This window comes from Nostoc sp. JL23, from assembly GCF_017115065.1.
In the GTDB taxonomy this organism is placed as follows: Bacteria; Cyanobacteriota; Cyanobacteriia; order Cyanobacteriales; family Nostocaceae; genus Nostoc; species Nostoc punctiforme_A.
Map to the genome: position 1 here is coordinate 1 of NZ_JABXKN010000080.1, position 22,047 is coordinate 22,047.

Sequence of the window (22,047 nt, forward strand, 5' to 3'; positions counted from 1 at the left end):
GCTGGTATTGATGGTAAGAAATCCCTCTCATTTGAAGAACGCTTCAACCTTGAAGAACTACTAAAAATGAACAGTGGAAATTGGAAACATCAAGGACTACGGGAAATCCCCATCCCTAAGAAGGACGGGACTACCAGAATGTTAAAGATACCAACCATAGCGGATAGAGCCTGGCAATGCCTTGCAAAATACGCACTCGAACCAGCACACGAAGCCACTTTCCATGCCAGGAGTTACGGGTTCAGAACAGGGCGCTCTGCCCATGATGCACAAAAGTACATCTTCGTAAATCTCCGCTCCAGCAGCAACGGAATAGAAAAACGAGTAATTGAACTCGATATTGAAAAGTGCTTCGACAGGATTAATCACTCAGCAATAATGGACGAACTCATTGCCCCAAAAGGCTTAAAAATCGGTATCTTCCGATGCCTCAAGGCAGGAATCAACCCAGAATTTCCTGAACAAGGAACCCCACAAGGGGGAGTGGTTAGTCCGCTATTAGCGAATATCGCGCTTAATGGGATTGAGAGTATCCATCGGTACAACAAAAACTACAAACAAGGGCACAGAATCACTGCTAAAACCTCAGCCAGTGATATCAAAGAACCCTCAATCCGATACGCGGATGACATGGTTATTATACTCCGACCCGAAGATGATGCAACTGAGATACTTGAAAGAATCAGCGAGTTCCTCCGCAAACGCGGAATGAATGTAAGCCAAAAGAAGACCAAAGTCACCGCCGCGACAGATGGGTTTGATTTCCTCGGATGGCACTTTAAAGTCCAGAAAAACGGAAAGTTCAGATGTATTCCCTCAGTGGATAACTTCAAAGCGTTCCGTAAGAAAGTAAAACACATCGTCAACAACTCGAATTATGGTGCTACCACAAAGGCTGAGAAATTAGCCCCGGTAGTTAGAGTTGGAGAAATTACCATAAGTTCTGCAAGATGGACGGGACAAAGTTCTCACTTTGGTTCATGAATCACAGAACCCACACGGTATTTAATAGGGAAACCAAGCAAACACGCCACACTAGCAAAGAGTTAGTTATAAAGGCATTCCCAGCAGTTCCTTACTCCGAAAACAAACACATTTCTGTTAAGGGAACTAAATCCCCCTATGACGGAGATACAGCCTACTGGAGCGAACGTAACAGCAAGCTCTATGACGGTGAAACCTCTATTGCTCTTAAGAAGCAAAACCATAGATGTGCTTCCTGCGGTCTAAAGTTCATCGATGAGGAACGGGTTCACCTGCATCACATCGACGGAAATCACGCCAATTGGAAGAGAATAAATCTTGAAGCAATTCATGAGAGTTGCAACGATTACAAACACATGAGCAAAGCGCAAGCTAAGAACATCGGGAGCCGTGTGCAATGAAAGTTGCAAGCACGGATCTAACTGAGAGGTGCGGGGAACAATATCCCCCATCGACTCAAACAACAAAACCAACAGTTTGCCGAAGCAATCAGCACATTTTGCGTTGGCTGGTCAAACTCAAGTGTTTCTCTTTAAAATTCTACCTCTTCTCGCTCCTGACCCGTAGTTCCAACTTTATCTAAACTTTTTGCCGCCCAAAAAGTTGTTTCAATGTATTTAGTAAGTTGTTCAACAGTTGGTGCTGCAAACAAATTGCGTACAGGTACATCTATTTGGAAGGTATCGCGGATTCGAGAAATTAACTGAGTCGCCAAGAGAGAATGACCACCTAATTCAAAGAAATTGTCGTGGATACCTACTTGCTCTTTTCCCAAGACTTTAGCCCAAATTTGGGCAAGTAACTTTTCAACTTGCGATCGCGGTGCCACATAATCTTGATTATTGAAAGAAATTGTATCAGGCATGGGTAAAGCACGCCGATCCACTTTGCCATTATGTGTTAGAGGTAGAGATTCCAGTATCACGTAGGCGCTTGGCACCATGTATTCTGGCAACTTTTCTTTGAGGAATTGACGAAGTAAGGATGTAAAGCCTTGCACCTCTTGCATCGCTATCTGTTCCTGGTTGAGAACAACATAAGCTACCAAGTACTTATCATCAGGTACATCCTCACCAACAATAACAACAGTTTCTCTCACTGCTGGATGTTGATTCAACACCGCTTCAATCTCTGACAACTCAATGCGGAAGCCACGGATTTTTACTTGATTATCAATGCGACCTAAAAATTCAATATTGCCATCAGGTAAATAGCGAGCTAAATCACCCGTTTTATAAAGGCGTGTTTTGGGATTATTACTAAAAGGATGAGAAATAAAGTGTTTAGTAGTAAGTTCAGGGCGATTGAGATATTCTCGCGCCAGCCCCTTCCCACCGATATATAATTCGCCAGTAACGCCAATAGGCACTAGTTGTAAATAGGTATCTAATATATAAATCTGCGTGTTTGTAATGGGGATACCAATAGGTAAAGATGTGGTTAATGGTAACTCTTCTACGCAGTAATAAGAAGAAAATGTTGTATTTTCTGTAGGCCCATAAACATGAATTAAGTGCTTTGGCGCACCAGATTGGAGAATTTTTTTAATCCATCTCATATCAACGGTTTCGCCACCAAACAGGAAATATTTCAAAGTCGCAAAAGCTTGCGGAACATCTCTAACAATCTGTTGAAATAAAGCGGTAGTCAAAAATAGAATGTTGATATCTTTTTCTCGTAATTGTAATGCAAATTCATAAGGCGAAAGGGTTACATCTTTACTAACTCCCACAAGTTGAGCGCCGTTAAGTAGCGCTCCCCAAATCTCGAATGTCGCTGCATCAAAAGAAACGTTTGAGGCTTGGGCAATTTTATCGGATGGTTCTAATTTTATATAGTTCGTATTGCACAATAACCGATTTACAGCTTTGTGAGGTACAGCAACTCCCTTGGGTTTTCCTGTAGAACCAGAGGTATAAATAATATATGCTAAATTATCACTATTTGAATCGCTTTTAAGATTGTCTTGATTTTCTTGGGTAATAATTTCCCAGTCTTTATCTATAGAAATAATTGGTTTTGAGAAACCTTCAAAATGCTTGAGCAAATTTTCTTGTGTCAGCAACACTGAAACTTGTGCATCTTCAAGCATAAAATTTAGACGCTCTTGAGGATAACTTGAGTCTAATGGAACATACGTTCCCCCTGCTTTCAGAATACCCAACAAACCAACGATCATTTCTATAGACTGTGAGATACAAATGCCAACTAAAACTTCTGAAGATACTCCGATTTTTTGTAAGTGGTGTGCTAGTTTATTACTGCGAGTATTCAAATCTTGATAAGTCAGTTGCTCGTTAGCAAAGTTTACTGCTATAGAATCAGGATACTGCTGTACCTTTTCTTCAAACAATTGATGGATACACTTATATTGAGGATAATCTACTTGGGTGTTATTCCATTTCACCAATACCTGATGTAACTCCGCTTCACTTAATAACGGTAAATTTGCAATTCGTTCTTCTGGATTTGCAACTATAGCTGACAACAGAGTTTTAAAATGTTCCACCATCCGGCTAATGGTGGCTCGATCAAATAAATCTGTGTTGTAAACCATTACACCTCGGAGTCCGTCAGAATACTCCCAGTTTGCACCCCATAAGCTCCTAAAATCCTCAGAACACTTCCATAAATGCAGTTCTAAATCAAAACGCGTTTTTTTGATGTCAATATTCATAAAGCTAGGTATTAATCCAGGTAGTTCTAGCGCTGACATTGGCGCATTCTGAAAACCAAACACCACTTGAAATAGTGGATGATGGCTCAAGTTTCGCTCTGGATGTAGTTCTTCAACTAACTTTTCAAACGGCAAATCTTGGTGGCTATATGCTCCTAATGTTACCTCCCGTACTCTGCCTAGTAGTTCCCGAAAAGTCGGGTTTCCAGATAAATTGCTACGTAGCACCAAACTATTGACAAAAAAACCAATTATTCCTTCTATTTCGCTACGGTTGCGGTTAGCAATTGGTGAACCTAGCGCGATATCTTCTTGGTGTGTGTAGCGGTAAAGTAACGTTTGAAACGCTGCCACCAGTGTCATAAATAAGGTGACACCTTCTTGCTGTGACAACTTTTCTAGTGCATCAATTAGCTTGAGCGGTAATTCTAGAAATTGTGTTGCTCCTTGATAGCTTTGTATAGCTGGTCTTGGTTTGTCAGTAGGTAGATGCAGTATGGAAATACCGTTTAATTGCTCCCGCCAGTAAGCTAACTGGGTTTGGAGTAATTCTCCTTGCAGCCACTCGCGCTGCCAGTAAGCAAAATCGGCGTACTGAAGAGGCAGTTCTAATAGAGGAGAAGGCTGGTTTTGTGCAAAAGCTGCGTACAGCGTTCCCAGTTCCCGAATCAGTACCCCCATAGACCAATCGTCGCAGATAATGTGGTGCATATTCAGTAATAGAATATGTTCTGTCTTAGAAAAGACCAGGAGTATTACTCGCAGCAATGGCCCGGAGGATAAATCGAAGGGATGTTCTATCTCTGCGGTAATAATGCACTTTGCTTTAACCTCTCGTTCATCATCTGGCGATCGCTGGAGGTCTAATACAGAAAGAGGTATTGTTAAGCTGGGTGCGATCGCCTGTAGGGGTTGTCCATCCGACACAATAAAAGTTGTGCGTAAGGTTTCGTGGCGACGCACGATTTCGTTAAAAGTCTGTTCTAGTGCGGCTAATTTCAGCGAACCGGTCAAACGAATTACTGTCGGCACACTGTAGATACCATTGCCGGGGATCAACTGGTCGAGGAACCATAGCCGCTGTTGAGCAAAAGATGCTGGAAAGACGAAGACTTCTTCAGAAGACATATTGATCCTTATTTTAAATTCTGTGATTTCTCAATACAAGCTCTTAGCTGTGCGGCGAGAATTTGGATATGGGGTTTTCTCAGCATAGTTAGGTGATTGCCAGGAATATGATGAATTTCCGTTCCTCCTACAGTTAGCTGATCCCAACCCATACTCGGATCTTCCTTGGCGCTTGATTGAACATTTGTTCTGAAAAGATTAATTCGTTTAGGGTAGGTTTGCGGAACGTAGTTAAGAACTGCTTGGCTATTGGCATAATAAACACGAAGCATTGGACGAATTGCTAACTCGCTTAAAAGTCTTAACTTGGATTCTTCAGGTATAACGTTGACTGTGGCATCCTCTTTCCGGATGAAGTGAGAGAACAGATTTGTTTGGAGCGATCGCGTTAGCGACTCCCAAAAGGAGTTTCGCACAATTTTATTAAAATTAGTCAACCGAGAAGTTAAACTGTTAATTCGATTATTAGCGATCGCGATAATTAGATAAAAATAATCGAGGAAAAAGGGCCATATATATCGCGCCACTGTCGTCAGCATAAACTTGAAACCACTACCCAAAGAAGGTATATTGCCTGGAATTGGTGCTAAAGTGTCAAGCACAGCAAGTAAAGCCACTTCTTCCCCAGACTTTTGGAGTTGTTGAGCCATCTCAAAAGCAACCCAACCTCCAAAAGACCAACCTCCTAAAAAATAAGGGCCTTTAGGCTGAACTCTACGCAATGCTTCAATGTAGTGAGCAGCCATATCCTCAATGCGAGTTAATGGAGAACTTTCTCCGTCAAGTCCAATGGGTTGTAACCCATAAAATGGTTGATTTTTTCCCAAATTCTGAGCTAATTCGTAATAAGGGAAAACAACACCAAAAATTGGATGGACGCAGAAGAAAGCTGGGCTTGAACCAGCAGGTTGAATCGGAACTAAGGGCGACCACGGAAGAGAATCTCCTTGTGAGGATAGAGAAGTTGCTAAACTTTCAATTGTCGGATTTAAAAATAAGCTAGATAGCGGCAATTCGCGCTCAAAATGCTTGTGTATCTGCTTCATCAGGCGTACAGTTAACAGCGAATCTCCTCCCAAGTCGAAGAAGTTATCGTAAATACCCACATGCTCAATATTAAGCACTTCAGCCCAAATTTTTGCTAAGGTTGACTCGGTTGAAGTCCGAGGAGGGATAAATGTTTTATCTATTAAGCCGCTAGCCGGACTGTCGAGTTCTGTTAGCGCCAAACGATCCACTTTACCACTAGCTGTTAGCGGCAGAGAATCTAGCATTACAAAAGCTTTTGGGAGCATGTATTCTGGCAATTTTTCTTTTAAGAATTTACGTAGTAGTGACGAGAAATTTTGCATCTCTACATTTAGAACAATGTAAGCCACTAAATACTTATTACCAGATATGTTCTCTTTAACAATTACTACTGCTTTTTGGACACTTTGATGCTTACTCAGCACTGTTTCGATTTCTGACAACTCAATGCGGAATCCACGAATTTTTACTTGATTATCAATGCGACCTAAAAATTCAATATTACCATCTGGTCGATACCGAGCTAAATCACCCGTCTTGTAAAGTCGCGCTCCCTTTTTATCATTAAAAGGATTGGGAACAAACTTTTCAGTAGTTAATTCGGGGCAATTAAGATAACCTTGTGCCAATCCCTCACCAGCTATGTATAATTCGCCAGTAATTCCAATTGGTAAAGGTTGTAAATGTTTATCTAATATATAAATTTGAGTATTAGGAATAGGGCGACCAATAGGCGGCTTTTCAATTATATGACTAATCTCTGCAACGGTTGACCAAACTGTTGCTTCAGTAGGCCCGTAAGCATTAAAAAACCGACGCTGAGAATTCCACCAACGTTTTACAATATCATCGGTACAGGATTCGCCTGCACAGATAATAGTTTGCAATGCCGGCAGTGATTCTGTAGCTAGGACTGCTAATACTGCTGGCGGAAGGGTGATGTGAGTAATAGCTTTTTCGCGCAATAATTTGAGCAAAGGTTGTCCGGGTAAAAGAGATTCTTTGTTTGCTAAATAAAGAGTTGCTCCTGTTTGTAGTGCCATGACAATCTCAAAAATTGAGGCATCGAAACTTAATGATGCGAATTGCAAAATGCGGTTAATCGGTTGTATGTTGAAAACCTCAATCTGAGATGCCGCTAAGTTAGACAATCCTTGATGTTGGAGCAAAACACCTTTAGGTTTTCCTGTTGAGCCAGAGGTGTAGATAATATAAGCTAGGTTGTTATATTTTACACAATTGGTTGGGTTTTCTTGGCTGTGTTGTGTAATAGTTGCCCAATCTTTATCTATGCAAATAATTGGATTTGAGAAGTCTTCAAAATGCTTGAGCAACTTTTCTTGTGTCAGCAATACTGAAACTTGTGCATCTTCTAGCATGAAGTCAAGACGTTCTTGAGGTAGGCTCGGATCTAAAGGCAGGTATGCTCCACCTGCTTTGAGAATGCCTAATAGGGCGACGATCGCTTCTGGGGAACGCTCTACGCAAATACCTACTAAAACGTCAGGGACTACCCCCAATTTTTTCAGATAATGTGCAAGTTGGTTGCTGCGTATATTTAACTCTTTGTAGCTGAGTTGTTCATCGCCAAAGACTAGTGCGTTCGCGGAGCGTGCGTTTAACGCAATCGCATCGGGAGTTTCCTGCACTTGTGCTTCAAATAACTGATGAAAACACTTGTTCCCTGAGTAGTCTCTTTTAGTGTCATTCCAATCAATTAATAACTCTTGTCGTTCTTGCACAGTAAGCAAAGACAAATCTGAAATCCGCTGTTCTGGATTGGCAACAATGCTTTTTAGCAGCGTTTGAAAATGTCCCAGCATTCGCGTAATGGTTTTGTCATCAAATAAATCGGTGCTATAAACCATTTGTCCTTTCAAACTTTCCAAGTCTTGCCACAAATGGAATTCTAAATCAAGTTTTGCAGTTTTGCTATCGAAGTCAAATAGCGAAAGCGTTAACCCAGATAACTCTAGAGTTTCGATAGGAGTGTTTTGTAGGCTAAATACAACCTGAAAAAAAGGATGATAGCTCAAATCTCGCTCTGGGTGAAGTTCCTCCACCAACTTTTCAAAAGGCAAGTCCTGATGACTGTATGCTTCTAAAGTTACCTCTCGCACTCGATTCAACAATTCTCGAAACGTCACCTTACCTGAGAAATCTGTACGTAACACCAAGCTATTGACAAAAAAACCAATTAATCCTTCTAGTTCGCTACGATTGCGATTAGCAATAGGTGAACCAACTGCAATATCCTCTTGCTGCGTGTAGCGATAGAGCAAAGTCTGAAACGCTGCCAGCATTGTCATGAACAAGGTAACGCCTTCTTGGGCACTCAGTGCCTCTAGCGCTTGAGTTAAGGAGTGTGGTAGCTCTAAAAATTGTTTTGCACCCCTGTAGCTAGGAACTGCTGGTCTTAGTCGGTCGGTGGGGAGATTCAATACCGAAATCCCGTTTAATTGCTTTTGCCAATAAACTAACTGGCTTTGTAGGGGCGAGGTGCCGTTTGCTGCCACTCCTTGTAGCCACTGCCGTTGCCATTGAGCGAAATCTGCATATTGAATGGGTAGTTCTGGTAAGAGCGTAGATACGGAGTAGCTAGTCGTCAGACATCGCTTATCTTCTGCGAAGGCTTTGTATAATACCCCCAATTCTCTAATTAGCACTCCAATTGACCAACCATCCGCAACTATGTGATGTAGATTTAGCAGCAGCAGATATTCTACTTCATCCAGTTGTAATAGCTTTACTCGCAGTAATGGCCCAATGGTGAGATTGAAAGGATGTTGAGCCTCTTGGGTTACGATTTGCTGCACTCGTGTGTCGCGTTCTGGGTTGTCGAAATTGCGTAGGTCTATTAAGGGAAGAGGTATGCTTAAGCTAGGTGCGATCGCCTGTACTGGTTGCTGGTCTACCATAATAAACCTAGTACGTAACGTTTCGTGGCGACGTACAATTTCGTTGAATGTTTGCTTTAAGGCGGTGAAATTGAGGGAACCTGTCAGGTGAAGAGCTGTTGACACGTTGTAAAATGGATTCCCCGGTGCTAACTGGTCGAGAAACCACAATCGCTGCTGGGCGAAAGAAGTGGGAAAAACGAAAACCTCTGCTTCCTCAGAAAAATTAAGTTCTTCATCATCTGTGAGACTACTGTAAATATACTGGCTCATAAGTGAATGGCAAACAGTTGTGGTGGAATTTGTGGAAACTTTTTCTCAACCCATTTTATTGTCAATGCTTCGATAGGAGTTTAGCTTTGAAGAACTAATGGTTCTCGGAGCAGTAAATCGGTTATCAGTATTCAGTCATTCTATTGAAAGAAAAAGTGTCTCTAGCTCAAGAAATAGAAAAATTTCATAACAATTTCACTTTTTCATGAAAGCGTATTTAAAGAAGGCTTTTAGCACTGTGTTGACTATGCGACTTATATTAGTTGAGGATGAAGCAGATTTAGGTGCAGCAATAAAACAAGTCCTGAGCCATGAGGCGTATATAGTTGACTGGTTTCTAGATGGTACGCAGGCATGGCAATATTTAGAAACTGGCTGGACTGAGTACACACTTGCGATTTTTGATTGGATGCTGCCGGGAGTTTCAGGAATAGAGTTGTGTAAATGGTTGCGCGATCGCCAGTTAATTCTACCTGTATTAATGCTAACGGCTAAAGACCGGATGGAAGAAAAGATTATCGGTTTAGATAGCGGTGCAGATGATTATTTAGTTAAACCCTTTGATATGGCAGAACTGCTGGCAAGATTGCGGGCATTGCAACGGCGAGCCTCTTATGTAGGAGCAACGCTTACGCCTCAAGTCAAACCCCGACGCTTACAAGTAGGTTGCCTGACTCTCAATTACAGCACTCATGAACTTACTCGTCAGTATTGTCACGGTGAAAACCGAGTATTCTCTTTAACCGTCAAGGAATTTCAATTGTTGGAATATTTCATGAGACATCCTAACCAAATTGTCAGCCGCGACCAGATTATCAATCAGCTTTGGGAAATTGGTGCAGAACCAATTAGTAATGTAGTAGCAGCACAAATTCGCTTATTGAGACGCAAATTAGGAGAAGAAGACAGCGAATCTTTGATTGAAACTATTTATGGTGTGGGCTATCGCCTAAACATTCATACTGCTGATTTTTGCTAACTTGACAGCAACACTTTGAGCAAGGTTTTAGAAACATGGAACGCAATCCCATTTTCCACCAGACTCGGTTGCGGCTTGCAGCTTGGTATACCCTCGTTATGGGCGGTATTTTGGGGCTATCTAGTTTGGGGGTTTATAGTGTGGTTGCCCATGCTTATCGTGAAACCATAGACCAGGGATTGCAATCAGTCGCAAACGCACTTCATAAAAGTATTGAACCAGCTTGGCAACAACCTGGACAATTACAACGCCTCGCTAAAGAATTTTCTTTAGAATTATGTGTGGCTCAGACAAATTGTTTGCCTAAAACAACATCTATTAAAAAATCAATAACAGAGGCGGCGAATCCAGTTAATTACTATATACGCTTATTGGATCGCTCAGGAAAAATTTTTGCCAGTGGAGGCATGGAAATTGACAATTTCTCTGTTACCTCAGCATTAGAGCATTGGCAAATATTAACAGATTCCTCTGGCACTCGATACCGCGAAATCACTTTACCTTTGTATACTCAAAATCAGATTTCGGGTTATCTACAAGTGGCGCGTAGTATCACTGATTTAGACCAACATCTTGCTTATTTAAAATTAGCTTTGGTGTTGGGATTGCCAATTTCCATGATTTTCGTTGGTTTGTCTAGTTGGTGGTTGGCAGGAAGGGCAATACAACCTGTATATTTTTCCTACCAACAAATGCAACAATTTACTGCTGATGCTGCCCATGAGTTTCGCACACCTTTAGCAGCAATGTACTCTACTATTGAAGCTGCTATCAAGTTACAGCAAGAACCAAAAGCCAATAGTGGAATTTTAGATGTACTCAAACGCCAAAATCGCCGCTTATCACAATTAGTTGGAGATTTGTTGCTATTAACTAGGATAGACCAAAAAGAACTAACAGGAGAATATCAGCCTTGCTGTTTGAATGATTTAATTAGCGATTTAACTGAGGAATTAGCATTTTTGGCAGTAGAAACTAAAGTCAATCTCTCTAAACAGGTACAATTCTCAGAAAACCTATACATTGTGGGAAATGAAGAACAGCTTTATCGCTTAATTTCCAACTTAATTGCCAATGCAATTCAAGCCACATCTAGCGGTGGAAAAGTCACGGTTTTTTTGGGAAAAAGTGAGCTTTACGCCATGATTAAAGTTGAAGATACAGGAATTGGTATTGCCCCAGAACATCAACTGCGAATTTTTGATCGCTTCTACCGAGTTGATCGCGCTCGCTCTCGCACCTCTGGCGGTTCGGGATTGGGATTAGCCATAGCTCAAGCGATTGTCCAAGCGCATAAAGGCAATATTCACGTTCAAAGTCAACCTGGGCAAGGTAGTACATTTACAGTTCGACTTCCTCTTTCACCGTGAGTTCTGGAAATAAAAAGACTCTATTTTTCAGCAGTACTTGGATATGTAAGAATACCGGAACTTGACCGGAACTCAACCGGAACTGTGACGAAGGCTATGGGTGCGAGTAAAAAGCCGTTTGTCGTCATTGAGAGGTCTTTGATTTGGGGAAGAGTTGCGATCGCTAGTATCACGCCTATTGTTTCTTTCTTTTTACCAGTTGCATCAATAGCACCGTCATCCTCGCTGCTTGATTTTTAAATTAGCTTGTGGTAAAGTCCGTACAATCATAATCTACTGCAACCCGACCGACTTATAGTAGATTATTTAGATGAGAGAGTTAGTAAACAGAGTCTAACCGCAAAATAAAAAATTTCCCATCTTCAACTTTTACATCATTCCAAAATCAGTTTTTTAATTAAAGCTTGTATTTTAAACCCCAGAAAATTGGTAATACATCATGGTAGCAATATCTAGAAAATGCAACTTTCTAATTTTATTAGTAGCTGGAGTATTTACTCTCTCCACAACTTTAGTAAGTTGTAAAGCACCAGATACACGAGAAAAGGTAGCAGTTGCAGCTCCTAATGGCATTAAGACAAAATTGTTAAGAATTGGCTATTTTACTGCTGCGGATATCACCAAAAGTAGACAAGTTTTAGAGAAACACTTGAATCCCTTGGGTATTCAAGTGCAGTGGGCGCAATTTACAGCTGGACCACAGCTTTTAGAAGCAATAAATGTGGGCAGTTTGGATATCGGTACTGTTGGTGAAACTCCACCCATATTTGCCCAAGCAACTGGTATTCCTTTTGTTCTTCTTGCTAATACTATACCGGGTACTGGTGAAGGTTCGGCGATCGTAGTACCGGAAGACTCCCCCATCAAAACTATAGCTGATTTAAAAGGTAAGAGAATTGCCTTTCAAAGAGCTACTGCTAGTCAATACTTTGTGGTTAAAGCTTTACAAGAAGGAGGACTAGAGCTAAAAGATGTCAAACATCTCAATCTAATAGCACCAGAAACTCGTGCAGCATTATCGCGTAAGAGCATTGATGCAGCTGTGCTAGGAGACCCCCACCTGGCTATATTTCAGAGAACGGAAAAAGTTCGGATTCTTCGTAATGCTAAAGGACTTTCAACCCAAGGAGGCTATTGGATAGCTGCACGTAGCTTCGTGAAAGAGAACCCTGAGCTAATAAAAATTGTCCTTGAAGAAGTCTACAAATTAGGCAAATGGTCTAAAGTAAATACGCGAGAAGTTGCCGAAATTGTCGGGCGTGATACCAAGCTTGATTTACCAACCTTAGAAACAATAGTCAAGCGTCGGCGTTTTGGCATCAGACCAATTACCGATAAGGTTATAGCAGGACAGCAAGAGATATCTGACTTGTTCTATAAGCAAAAATTTATCACTAAAAAAATTAATGTCAAGGATGTAACACTTACTCCTGAAGAATATGCTGCTATACTCCCGGCAGAAATCAAGCCCTGAGCATTTGTAGTGAACATTAAGCCTGAAAAAATTGACAATACATTATGCTAACAGTATCTAGAAAATGCAACTTTTTAATGTTCTTGATGGCTGGAGTATTTACCCTAATTTGTAATTGGGGAAAAGGGAACGAGGAACAGTTTCGTAGGGTGTATTATCGCTGTTCTCGTAATGCACCGCAAATCTTGGTAGTGCATAGGGCTAATTTCTATAATCGTATCTTACTAAACTATGAATCAATATCAAAATCTAAAATTCGATGACAGATGAAAGAAGTCACTTAAGAACCACTTTTAATCAAGTAGCACTGTTGTATGACCAAGTTCGACCAGGATATCCAGAGGCACTTTTCGACGATGTGGTGTCTCTCTCAGAAATCACTCCAGACGGAAGGATATTAGAGATTGGTTGTGGTACTGGTCAGGCAACTGTGCCCTTTGCCCGCCGGGGTTATCGTATACTCTGCATTGAGTTGGGTGAGAATCTTACTAAAGTTGCTCAAAAAAACCTGGCTGCTTATCCGCAAGTAGAAGTGTGTAACATCGCTTTTGAGGATTGGATAATAGAAGAAAATGCTTTTGATTTAGTGATTTCTGCGACTGCTTTCCATTGGCTTGACCCAAGTATTGCTTACAAAAAAACGGCTCAAGCCCTCACATCTTCAGGAGCGATCGCGCTATTTTGGAATGAACATGTATATAGTGATGCTAGTAATGGCTTCTTTGAAGAAGTACAGGAGCTATATCAAAGTTTAGCTCCTCAACTGGTTAAAGACGATGAACCTCCTTTACGTGAGCAGGAAGTTCCTAATAAAACAAGTGAGATTCAGCAAACAGGTTTGTTTGGTGAAGTAGTCTATCGCTCTTATCGATGGGATGCAACATACAACAGTGCAACTTATCTCAACCTCTTAAATACTTATTCCGGTCATCTAAATTTAGATCACATTACAAAAGCGCGTTTTTTCCATGCGATCGCTGAATTAATTAATACCAATTTCAATGGTCAAATTACTAAAGGTTACTTAACTACTTTATACGTAGCCCACCTACTCTAATCTGATCTAAATCATTTTGCAGATAACAGTTACGTTTTGTAAAGGAGACTCTTCGCCCAACACAAACACCTGTTGATATGGGATTTTAAACCACTTTGAGTAGGATAAAAATTGTCCTTGAAGAAGTTCACAAATTAGGCGGGCGTAGGCGATTGGCGTTTTCCTTGGACTTACTCCGTAGACGCTTTTGGGCTTTCAACTTTGAGTCTTTCCTGCAAAAAGACCTTAAAACAGATTGACAACTTGGGGAAAATTTGGGAGTATCAAACTACGGCAATTCGGTATATTTTTAGTACTTTATAAAACTTAATACATCTAAAACCCTTACAGAGGAATGGTTTTTGTCGAGTGCAGTCGGTGGCTTGATGAATATGTTACCAGATGCAATCGCCTCAAGGCTGGAAACATTCTTCAACTTTGTAGTGCTAAAGTCGCGTCACCCAGAAATAGCAATTGCCTCACCACTCACCAACATAGATTTTCCACAGGATATTCGGAGATAGAAACTAATGATTAAGAGTCCAGAGAAACTTGCAGATACGACAATTCAGTTTTCGGCTCCTGTAAGAGCAAACTCGCCGGAACTCCAGCAGCTTTTTGATTTTATTGCTCTGGGAGCAAGTGAGCGCGATCGCGATCGCATCCTTCCTTATAATGTGGTTGAATTGATCCGGCGTTCCAGGTTGGGTGCATTGCGAATCCCCGTTGCCGAAGGTGGTGGTGGTAGCACGGCACGCGAATTATTCGAGGTCGTGATTCGGCTGGGGGATGCCGATCCAAACGTGGCTCACATTGTACGGAATCATTTCTCTGTTACAGAGCGAATTTTGCGTTCTGAGCGCACCCAAAGGAATCAGCGATGGCTGAAAGCCGTCGTCGATGGTGCGATTATTGGACTCGCTACGACCGAATTAGAAGTCAAGCGGGCTGGCGGTGGGCAAGTTGTGAATACAAAATTAACACCCGATGGTGGCGGCTATCGTCTGAATGGGACGAAGTATTACAGCACTGGCAGCCTTTATGCAGACTTGATTTTCGTGCGTGTACTAGTACCCGATGGCACTAGAGCGTTTATACTGATTCCTACTAACCGTGAGGGGATTGACCTTGTGGATGACTGGGATGGCTTCGGACAAAGACTTACAGGTACAGGAACAACTACATTCACTAATGTCCGTGTAGAGGCAAATGAAGTAATTTTTGAGACAGACACAGACCAAGACAACCTGCCATATAACATCGTTCCGCAACTATTCCTGACAGCAATCAATGCTGGCATTATTCACAGCGTTCTGCGCGATGCAACAGCCCTCGTCCGTACCCGAAAGAGGACTTTCTACCATGCCGTAAGCGAGCAGGCAACAGAAGATCCGATTTTACAGCAGACTGTTGGACAGATTGCCGCTAATGCCTTTGCTGCCGAAGCGATCGTCTTGGCGGCAGCTGATGGTCTCGATCGCCTCCCTGCTGCCCAAGCTCAGGGTAAAGAGGCAGAAACAGCTGCGGCACTGGCAACTTCTCTGAGTGCATCGAAAGCCAAATTGATTGTTGATGATTTGGCATTACGTTCGGCTACTTTGTTGTTTGAAGTTGGTGGGGCTTCTACAACTAAAAAAAGCTCAAACTTTGATCGTCATTGGCGCAACGCCCGCACTTTGTCCTCACACAACCCAAATCATTTTAAGGCTCGTGCGATCGGGGACTACGAGATCAACGGTACACCATTGCCGCAACGAGGATTCTTCTAATTTTGTTCAGATCCCTGACTTCTAAACTACGGGAAACTACTTTATGAGTATTTATTCAGAAGTCGGGGATCTCGCAGCCAACCGAAACCGTTGAGAGAAACTATGAGTGCAATTGATACTACTTTTTTGAGAGCAAGTAAAGAGGCGATCGCTAGTCCCACAGACTATCCCCAAAGCCCATTATCCCAAGCTCTCCGGCAGCCAGTACTGCTAGGGCTATTCTTACCAATTCATCACGGTGGTTGGAGTTCTTCTACCCTACCGCGCACTACAGACTGGTCGTTTGATTACAATGCCAAACTGACTCAAAAGGCTGAGGAGTTAGGTTTTGATCTGGTTTTCGGCTATTCCACATGGCAGCCAAAAGGCGGACAGGGACCAACTCGGACAGAAGCAGGTTTAGATGCCTTCATTGCTACCGCTTCTCTTGCTGGTATTACCTCACGCATTCTATTAATCTCAACAATTCACGTCCTCTACGGGCCTTGGCATCCCATCCATCTGGCTAAATTTGGTGCGACACTTGACCACATTTCTAAAGGTCGCTGGGGAATTAATGTTGTCACTGGACATCGGGCTTATGAGCATGAACTGTTCGGCTGGAGCCAAATCGAACACGATCGCCGCTATGAACTCGCTGATGAATTTGTTACCGTTCTCAAACGACTTTGGTCGGAAACAGAGAATTTTTCTTATAAAAGTCAGAGTTCTTGGCAGTTTAAGGATGCCTACATCAGCCCCCGCCCGCTTTATGGTCGCCCCATCCTAGTTAACGCCACCGGTTCGGATGCTGGCATCGAGTTTGCGGGTCGCCATTTTGATATCGTATTTATCACCAGTCCGGCTGGCGGTGACATAGAAAGCGCCTTGTCGTCGTTACCCGCCCATACAGCCCGTGTCAAACAATCGGCGATCGCTAATAGTAGACTTGTCCGCACTCTCCTAAATCCGCTGATTGTCGTGCGTGAAACTGAAAAAGAGGCGGAAGAATATGCTCAGGCGATTATCGACCATGCCGATTATCAGTCAATTGCTGGACGTTCTGGCGTTAGCAGCGATGCACACGCCTGGAGAGGGCATCAAAAGGGAAATCTGCGTTATGGTGTTGGCAGTGCGATCGGTGGTAATGTGCAGCTAATCGGTTCACCCGAACAAATCACCGAGCAACTTTTGCAACTGAATAAAGCTGGTGTCGATGGCTTCCAGCTTGCCTTCTACGATTTTGAGCCTGATCTGGATTTCTTCGGTAAGCGTGTTCTACCACTACTGAAACAGGCTGGACTTAGATTCTGAGTTCTCTAACCTAGCTAATACCAATTCTCTAAAATCGGGCAACACATTCAAAATTTGACCTTCTTTATTACGAATTACGAATTGGTATTCCGCTCTGTTTTCAACTTTGCGAGGTGCATCAATCCAAGGACAAAAATTACTATAAAACTTGTTGCAAGCCGCTAGTGAAACTTTGATAAAAAATATTGATTTGGTTTGGACAGCTTATCAAAAGGTGGTATGCTTATTTCTATTAACTACGGTAAATCGATCGACTTATCGTAGTTATTTGCTATAATTTATAGATATGGCTGCTTAAACTCCTAAAAACTGATATCAAGGAGTCAATTGTGGTGAATTCTTTAAAAGAACACTGTTTTGAGTACAAACAAAAATTTTCTGCTAGTACAATCATTGCAATCGCAATGTCTTTTCTTGCTTTTATAGCTTCTAGTTGCAGTCAAAAAACATCTATCAATACTACAGCTAACTCAGATTCCTCTTCAAAAACTCTCACTACTAAAAGTACAGAGAAAAACAATGTGATTCGCTTGGGCTACCAAAAAGGCGGAATTATTCCCATTGCGCGTCAACGAGGTGAGTTAGAGCATCAGTTAGTAACGCAAAATATCAAAGTTGAATGGAGTGGCCCATTTGACCGTTGCGCTACGCTTTTAAGTTCTCTCAATGGTAATCGGGCAGATATTGGTGGATGTGGTGATATTCCTTCGATTTCTGGAATTGCTGCCGGACAGCCTCTTTGTATTGGCTCTGTACAGCGTCCTAATCCAGATTCTTTGAGTAATGCCATCTTAGTTCTTGGTGATTCTCCCATTCGGAAACCGACTGATTTAGTAGGTAAGAAAGTTGCAGTTAATCAAGGTGGTGCGGGCGAATATCTGTTATTAAAAGTTTTGGAAAAAGAAAATATTCCTTCATCTAAAGTCCAGCGAGTTTACTTATCACCGAATGATGCTGCACCTGCTCTATATCAAGGTTCTGTTGATGCGTGGGCAGTTTGGGAACCTTATATTTCAATTGCAGAATTAGAGCATAAGGCACGAAGAATCACCACTACACACCCTGCGCCTACCTACGGCATTTTGGTTGTTCGTGGTGATGCAGCTAAAGAAAATCCTGTCGTCGTGAAAGCTGCTCTTACTGCTTTGAGTGAGGATGGTGAATGGTTAAATCAACATACTAATGCTGCATCAGATTTTCTAGTTAAAGAGCTAAAACTTTCTGATGCGGTAGCCAAGCAAGTGACTAAAAATCGAGGCCCAGAGTCTTACGTATTTCCTAATACTGGGGATATAGCCAAGCTTCAGAAAACAGCTGACTGGTTACTAGAGCAAAAAATTATTCCGCAACGAGTAGATATTAGAACCGCAGTGTGTCCGTTAGAAACTACCGCCGCTAGGTAGCAAAGATACAGTATTTGATCCATCTATTTTAATTCATTGTCGTGGGTAATGATACTGATAGCATTTGGCGACATCATTATCATCCCAAACAAAAGAGTCTGCGGTCTTCACGCTCTGGATATTCCAATGTACTTATGAAACAAGAAAAAGAAAATCATGGCAAATTTCACTAGACCACAACTGCCAGTCTTTGAACGAGTTGAAGAAGAACGACTCTACCGCAAACAACGCCTTGCTGCGGCATTTCGGCTGTTTGCTCGTTTTGGCTTTAGTGAGGGAACAGCAGGCCACATCACCGCCAGAGATCCTGAGTTTACCGACCATTTTTGGGTAAATCCCCTTGGCAAGTACTTTGGTCACATCCGAGTTTCTGACTTGATTTTGGTCGATACAGAAGGGGAAGTTGTCAAAGGTAATGCTCCTGTCAATCGCGCCGCTTTTGCGATTCATTCACAGGTTCATGAGGCGCGACCTGATATAGTTGCAGCGGCTCATGCTCATTCTCTGCATGGTAAATCTTGGTCAAGTCTTGGTCGCCTGCTTGATCCCCTAACTCAAGATGCTTGTGCTTTCTATCAAGACCACGCTCTATTTGATGACTATAGAGGAGTAGTTTTAGATACTTCAGAGGGTAAAAGAATTGCTGAATCTTTGGGAGACAAGAAAGCTGTCATTTTGAGGAATCATGGCTTTTTGACGGTGGGACAGACAGTAGATGAAGCTGCTTTTTGGTACATTTCTTTTGAGCGATCCGCTCAAGCTCAACTGCTTGCAGAAGCAGCTGGCAAACCACTTCCCATTGACCACGAAACAGCAACTTTTACTCATAACCAAGTAGGAACTCATTCCGGCGGTTGGTTTAGCTTTCAGCCACTCTACGACCGAATTGTGGGCGAAGAACCAGACTTACTAGAGTAGTTGGTGGTTATTTTTCTTCATTGTCTTTTTATACCCAAAAATTAACGTGTTTACCAATTGGCTGCGGCAGAATTTTTTCTTTTCTCTGAGTTGTTTGTTAGTAGCAACAACAGCTTGCTCAGAGGTTAAGTCTACCAGTCCGGCAACGATCGCTGCTAATCCTAGTCCATCCGAAATCGCAGTATCGAATACAACTCAATTACATGTTGCTAAGTATAAAGGTGGCTGGGACTTAAATTTAAAGTTAGCTGGACTAGATAATTTCCCTTACACAACTCAATTTACTGAGTTTACCGGGGGGAATTTGATGGTACAGTCAATCAATGCTGGTGCAATTGACTTAGCCTCAGCTAGTGAAATTCCACCGATTTTTGCGATTGAATCGAAAGCATCTGTAAAAATTATTGCCACTCTCAAAGGGCCAACGATTGGTCAAGTTGTACTCGTACCCAAGGACTCGACTGCCAAAACGATCGCCGATCTTAAAGGTAAGAAAGTGGGTTATGTGAAAGCTACAACTGCCCACTACTTCCTGATTAAGATGTTGGAAAAAGTCGGGCTGACGATGAAGGATATCAATGCAATTCCTTTATCGATACCCGATGGGCTTGCGGCTTTTCGTAAAGGACAGCTTGATGCTTGGGCTACCTACGGTTACTCCATCCCTCAAGCCGAAAAAGAAGGGGCGCGGGTACTGGAATCTGCAAAAGATATTTTGAGTGGTAACTTTGTGATTATTGCTTCACCCAATGCGATCGCCGATCCCCAAAAGAAAGTTGTAATTGCTGATTTTCTCTGTCGTTTGCGGAAATCCCAAACTTGGCGTGAATCTAATCTTAAGCAGTGGTCGAAGAATTATGCAACTACTATCGATGTTGATGAAGGCATCGTTTATCAGGATGCCCAGCAAGGACAACAACAGCGTCGTCAAGAATTACTTCCTGTTTCTGACGAAGCTATTGCTTCTCAGCAAAAGGTTGCTGATACCTTTTTTCAAGCGGGTGTAATTTCCACAAAAGTTGATGTGAAACAACTTTGGGACAGCAGTTTTAACAAAGATATTGCCAAATGCCAATAATTGCAGAAAGAAGTAAAAAGCTAAATGTCAAAATTACCTTATTTTTAATCAGGGTAAAAATATGTTTCATGGAATAGAAAGAGAATTATTAAATGGAGTACCTTGGTTATTTGGGCAACAGTCTCAATTACCACATGATCTCCAATTAACAGATCAGCAAGAACATGAGATACGTGATATTTGGGAATTCCCACCACAAGAATCTGCTGATCGTGAGCCTATTGTTAAGCAGGAGATAAAACGGTTTGGGATTTTCAGCAAACTAAAAAGTTTTTATTTATTGGCGACACCGAATAGCCCGCCGCAGGCATCGCTTTTAAATAAGTAAAGACAAGTGTTATCAGCTACTCAAATGAATAGAAAATTTCAACTAATTTTCAATGTGCAGTACAGCTTTACTGGGGTAGCTTCTTTCAAGTATTTGGGCGACATCAGCACAGCTTCGCTAACAGTTAGCAATCATTTAGTTTGCAACCCATAGTATTAGAGAAGCTAATAATTAGTTTTACATGATATTATGCTTTTCAGTATCACTAATCTCGATAAAATCTCATTTCATCCTTAAATACCGATATGACAACAACGACTGACCTCGATTTTGCTGCACGTGAGGCGTTGCGCCTACTCGGCCCCGATCCCGAAAACTGGGTGAGCGATCGCTCAGGCATTGACCACAATGTGACGATAGTAGGTGGTAGTGGCAGTGGCAGCACCTTCGCATTTGCCCTGCGGCGTGCTGGCATTGGGCGCGTGACAGTCATCGATGAGGCTCTTGACGAAGCCCATGCAGGCGTGTGGCTGACGCGGGCGCGGATGAAAAAGCTACGCACACGGAAAAACCTACCAGGGCCAGAACTGGGCATTCCGGCGCTATCATTTCAAGCTTGGTACGAGGCGCGGCACGGTGGTGAGGCATACGCAGCGCTTGACCGCATTCCACGAGTGGCGTGGGCTGAGTACCTCAGCTGGTATCGGCATTTTCTGGGCATTCCAGTTCGGTATCAGACGAAGTTGGTGTGGATTGAGCCGGACGCCGATTTCTTTCGTCTACACCTAGAAGTGAACGGTGTCGCCCAGGTGGAAACCACACGTAAAATTATCTTCGCCAACGGTGTAGCTGGCACTGGTGGCCCAAACATACCGCCTGTATTGGCATCTCTGCCACGCACCTTATATGCACATACCGCCGATGCAATCGACTTCAACAATCTACGTGGCAAAACAGTAGCAGTGCTGGGTGCTGCGGCCTCGGCCTTTGATGCGGCAGGAGTGGCATTGGAATCAGGCGCGAAGGCAGTACACCTGTTCGCACGACGGTCAGCGATCGCATCTCTGCCAGTGAATCGCCTGCGAGGTTATCCTGGCGCTTACTATAACTATCCGCAACTACCTGATGCAGCTCGGTGGTTCCAAGCTTGGCGGTTTAATCAGGTTGGCTCTACGCCACCACCAGACGCAATCGAGCGGGTAATAGCGTTCTTCTCGCACTTGATGCAACACCTCTTCCAGATTAAACAAGGTGCGGCCACAAGAGGGACAAGCAACATACTCGACCATAGTTTTGCGTAGTCCCAGTGCTTGCAGAATGCTGTAGCAAACGGGAATTTCTTTTTCTGGAGCTTCCGTCAGGGAGACGCGAATCGTATCACCAATACCATCAGCTAATAAAGTAGCAATTCCAGCAGAAACAAACCTCAAGCGAGAATTGGGACGTGCAGAATATTTATTACTAAAAATCC

Annotated in this window: 15 protein-coding genes and 2 pseudogenes; 14 read left to right on the plus strand and 3 right to left on the minus strand. The window is 42.6% G+C overall.

Going from position 1 to position 22,047, the window contains the following annotated elements; genetic code table 11:
* A pseudogene (locus HWQ42_RS16975) lies at positions 1-1,385 on the plus strand (group II intron reverse transcriptase); the annotation flags it as partial.
* A 131-nt stretch (positions 1,386-1,516) separates the two neighbouring features.
* On the opposite strand, the gene HWQ42_RS16980 reads toward HWQ42_RS16975, so the two are convergent.
* Together HWQ42_RS16980 and HWQ42_RS16985 are read right to left on the minus strand one after the other, a co-directional pair.
* Entirely contained in the window at positions 1,517-4,789 is a 3,273-nt protein-coding gene (locus tag HWQ42_RS16980) for an amino acid adenylation domain-containing protein (protein WP_292814144.1), read from the minus strand.
* 8 nt (positions 4,790-4,797) lie between these two features.
* Complete coding sequence (locus tag HWQ42_RS16985; protein ID WP_292814147.1) at positions 4,798-8,988, minus strand: amino acid adenylation domain-containing protein; 4,191 nt, start codon at positions 8,986-8,988, stop codon at positions 4,798-4,800.
* 247 nt (positions 8,989-9,235) lie between these two features.
* Here HWQ42_RS16985 and rppA point away from each other — a divergent pair, with 247 nt between their 5' ends.
* From rppA to HWQ42_RS17050, 13 genes are all read left to right on the plus strand, one after another.
* Positions 9,236-9,967: a two-component system response regulator RppA gene (rppA, locus tag HWQ42_RS16990; protein ID WP_292814180.1), complete on the plus strand. Its 732-nt coding sequence runs from the start codon at positions 9,236-9,238 to the stop codon at positions 9,965-9,967.
* 35 nt (positions 9,968-10,002) lie between these two features.
* Positions 10,003-11,337 carry a two-component system sensor histidine kinase RppB gene (gene rppB / locus HWQ42_RS16995; protein WP_292814149.1) on the plus strand — a complete coding sequence of 445 codons (1,335 nt, stop codon included), beginning with the start codon at positions 10,003-10,005 and terminating at the stop codon, positions 11,335-11,337.
* A 96-nt stretch (positions 11,338-11,433) separates the two neighbouring features.
* A complete protein-coding gene (locus HWQ42_RS17000; RefSeq protein ID WP_292814151.1) occupies positions 11,434-11,577 on the plus strand; it encodes a hypothetical protein in 144 nt (47 codons plus the stop codon).
* Between the two features lie 199 nt (positions 11,578-11,776).
* The gene (locus tag HWQ42_RS17005) at positions 11,777-12,811 is read left to right on the plus strand and encodes an aliphatic sulfonate ABC transporter substrate-binding protein (RefSeq protein ID WP_292814154.1); all 1,035 of its coding nucleotides are present in this window, start codon (positions 11,777-11,779) and stop codon (positions 12,809-12,811) included.
* A 259-nt stretch (positions 12,812-13,070) separates the two neighbouring features.
* Positions 13,071-13,868, plus strand: coding sequence for a class I SAM-dependent methyltransferase (locus tag HWQ42_RS17010; RefSeq protein WP_292814157.1), 798 nt, complete (start codon positions 13,071-13,073; stop codon positions 13,866-13,868).
* Between the two features lie 341 nt (positions 13,869-14,209).
* Entirely contained in the window at positions 14,210-14,371 is a 162-nt protein-coding gene (locus HWQ42_RS17015; protein ID WP_292814160.1) for a hypothetical protein, read from the plus strand.
* Positions 14,372-14,377: 6 nt separating this feature from the next.
* A complete protein-coding gene (locus HWQ42_RS17020) occupies positions 14,378-15,616 on the plus strand; it encodes an acyl-CoA dehydrogenase family protein (RefSeq protein WP_292814163.1) in 1,239 nt (412 codons plus the stop codon).
* A gap of 102 nt (positions 15,617-15,718) precedes the next feature.
* Complete coding sequence (locus tag HWQ42_RS17025; RefSeq protein WP_292814166.1) at positions 15,719-16,909, plus strand: LLM class flavin-dependent oxidoreductase; 1,191 nt, start codon at positions 15,719-15,721, stop codon at positions 16,907-16,909.
* Positions 16,910-17,241: 332 nt separating this feature from the next.
* Positions 17,242-18,312: an aliphatic sulfonate ABC transporter substrate-binding protein gene (locus tag HWQ42_RS17030; protein ID WP_292814168.1), complete on the plus strand. Its 1,071-nt coding sequence runs from the start codon at positions 17,242-17,244 to the stop codon at positions 18,310-18,312.
* Between the two features lie 156 nt (positions 18,313-18,468).
* Complete coding sequence (locus HWQ42_RS17035; RefSeq protein WP_292814171.1) at positions 18,469-19,230, plus strand: class II aldolase/adducin family protein; 762 nt, start codon at positions 18,469-18,471, stop codon at positions 19,228-19,230.
* A 46-nt stretch (positions 19,231-19,276) separates the two neighbouring features.
* On the plus strand, positions 19,277-20,308 hold the full coding sequence (locus tag HWQ42_RS17040) for an ABC transporter substrate-binding protein (RefSeq protein WP_292814173.1): 1,032 nt from the start codon (positions 19,277-19,279) through the stop codon (positions 20,306-20,308).
* A gap of 61 nt (positions 20,309-20,369) precedes the next feature.
* Positions 20,370-20,636 carry a hypothetical protein gene (locus tag HWQ42_RS17045; protein WP_292814175.1) on the plus strand — a complete coding sequence of 89 codons (267 nt, stop codon included), beginning with the start codon at positions 20,370-20,372 and terminating at the stop codon, positions 20,634-20,636.
* A gap of 245 nt (positions 20,637-20,881) precedes the next feature.
* Positions 20,882-21,877, plus strand: coding sequence for an NAD(P)-binding domain-containing protein (locus HWQ42_RS17050; RefSeq protein ID WP_292814178.1), 996 nt, complete (start codon positions 20,882-20,884; stop codon positions 21,875-21,877).
* Here HWQ42_RS17050 and HWQ42_RS17055 read toward each other — a convergent pair.
* A pseudogene (locus tag HWQ42_RS17055) lies at positions 21,788-22,047 on the minus strand (flavodoxin-dependent (E)-4-hydroxy-3-methylbut-2-enyl-diphosphate synthase); the annotation flags it as partial. The gene HWQ42_RS17050 and the pseudogene HWQ42_RS17055 sit on opposite strands and share 90 nt — an antisense overlap.

Coding starts and splice junctions, on each gene's coding strand:
- HWQ42_RS17020 (WP_292814163.1), top strand. CDS start 14,378: ATGATTAAGAGTCCAGAGAAACTTGCAGATACGACAATTCAGTTTTCG.
- HWQ42_RS17000 (WP_292814151.1), top strand. CDS start 11,434: ATGGGTGCGAGTAAAAAGCCGTTTGTCGTCATTGAGAGGTCTTTGATT.
- HWQ42_RS16985 (WP_292814147.1), bottom strand. CDS start 8,988: ATGAGCCAGTATATTTACAGTAGTCTCACAGATGATGAAGAACTTAAT.
- HWQ42_RS17050 (WP_292814178.1), top strand. CDS start 20,882: ATGACAACAACGACTGACCTCGATTTTGCTGCACGTGAGGCGTTGCGC.
- HWQ42_RS17025 (WP_292814166.1), top strand. CDS start 15,719: ATGAGTGCAATTGATACTACTTTTTTGAGAGCAAGTAAAGAGGCGATC.
- rppA (WP_292814180.1), top strand. CDS start 9,236: ATGCGACTTATATTAGTTGAGGATGAAGCAGATTTAGGTGCAGCAATA.
- HWQ42_RS16980 (WP_292814144.1), bottom strand. CDS start 4,789: ATGTCTTCTGAAGAAGTCTTCGTCTTTCCAGCATCTTTTGCTCAACAG.
- HWQ42_RS17010 (WP_292814157.1), top strand. CDS start 13,071: ATGACAGATGAAAGAAGTCACTTAAGAACCACTTTTAATCAAGTAGCA.
- rppB (WP_292814149.1), top strand. CDS start 10,003: ATGGAACGCAATCCCATTTTCCACCAGACTCGGTTGCGGCTTGCAGCT.
- HWQ42_RS17045 (WP_292814175.1), top strand. CDS start 20,370: ATGTTTCATGGAATAGAAAGAGAATTATTAAATGGAGTACCTTGGTTA.
- HWQ42_RS17005 (WP_292814154.1), top strand. CDS start 11,777: ATGGTAGCAATATCTAGAAAATGCAACTTTCTAATTTTATTAGTAGCT.
- HWQ42_RS17035 (WP_292814171.1), top strand. CDS start 18,469: ATGGCAAATTTCACTAGACCACAACTGCCAGTCTTTGAACGAGTTGAA.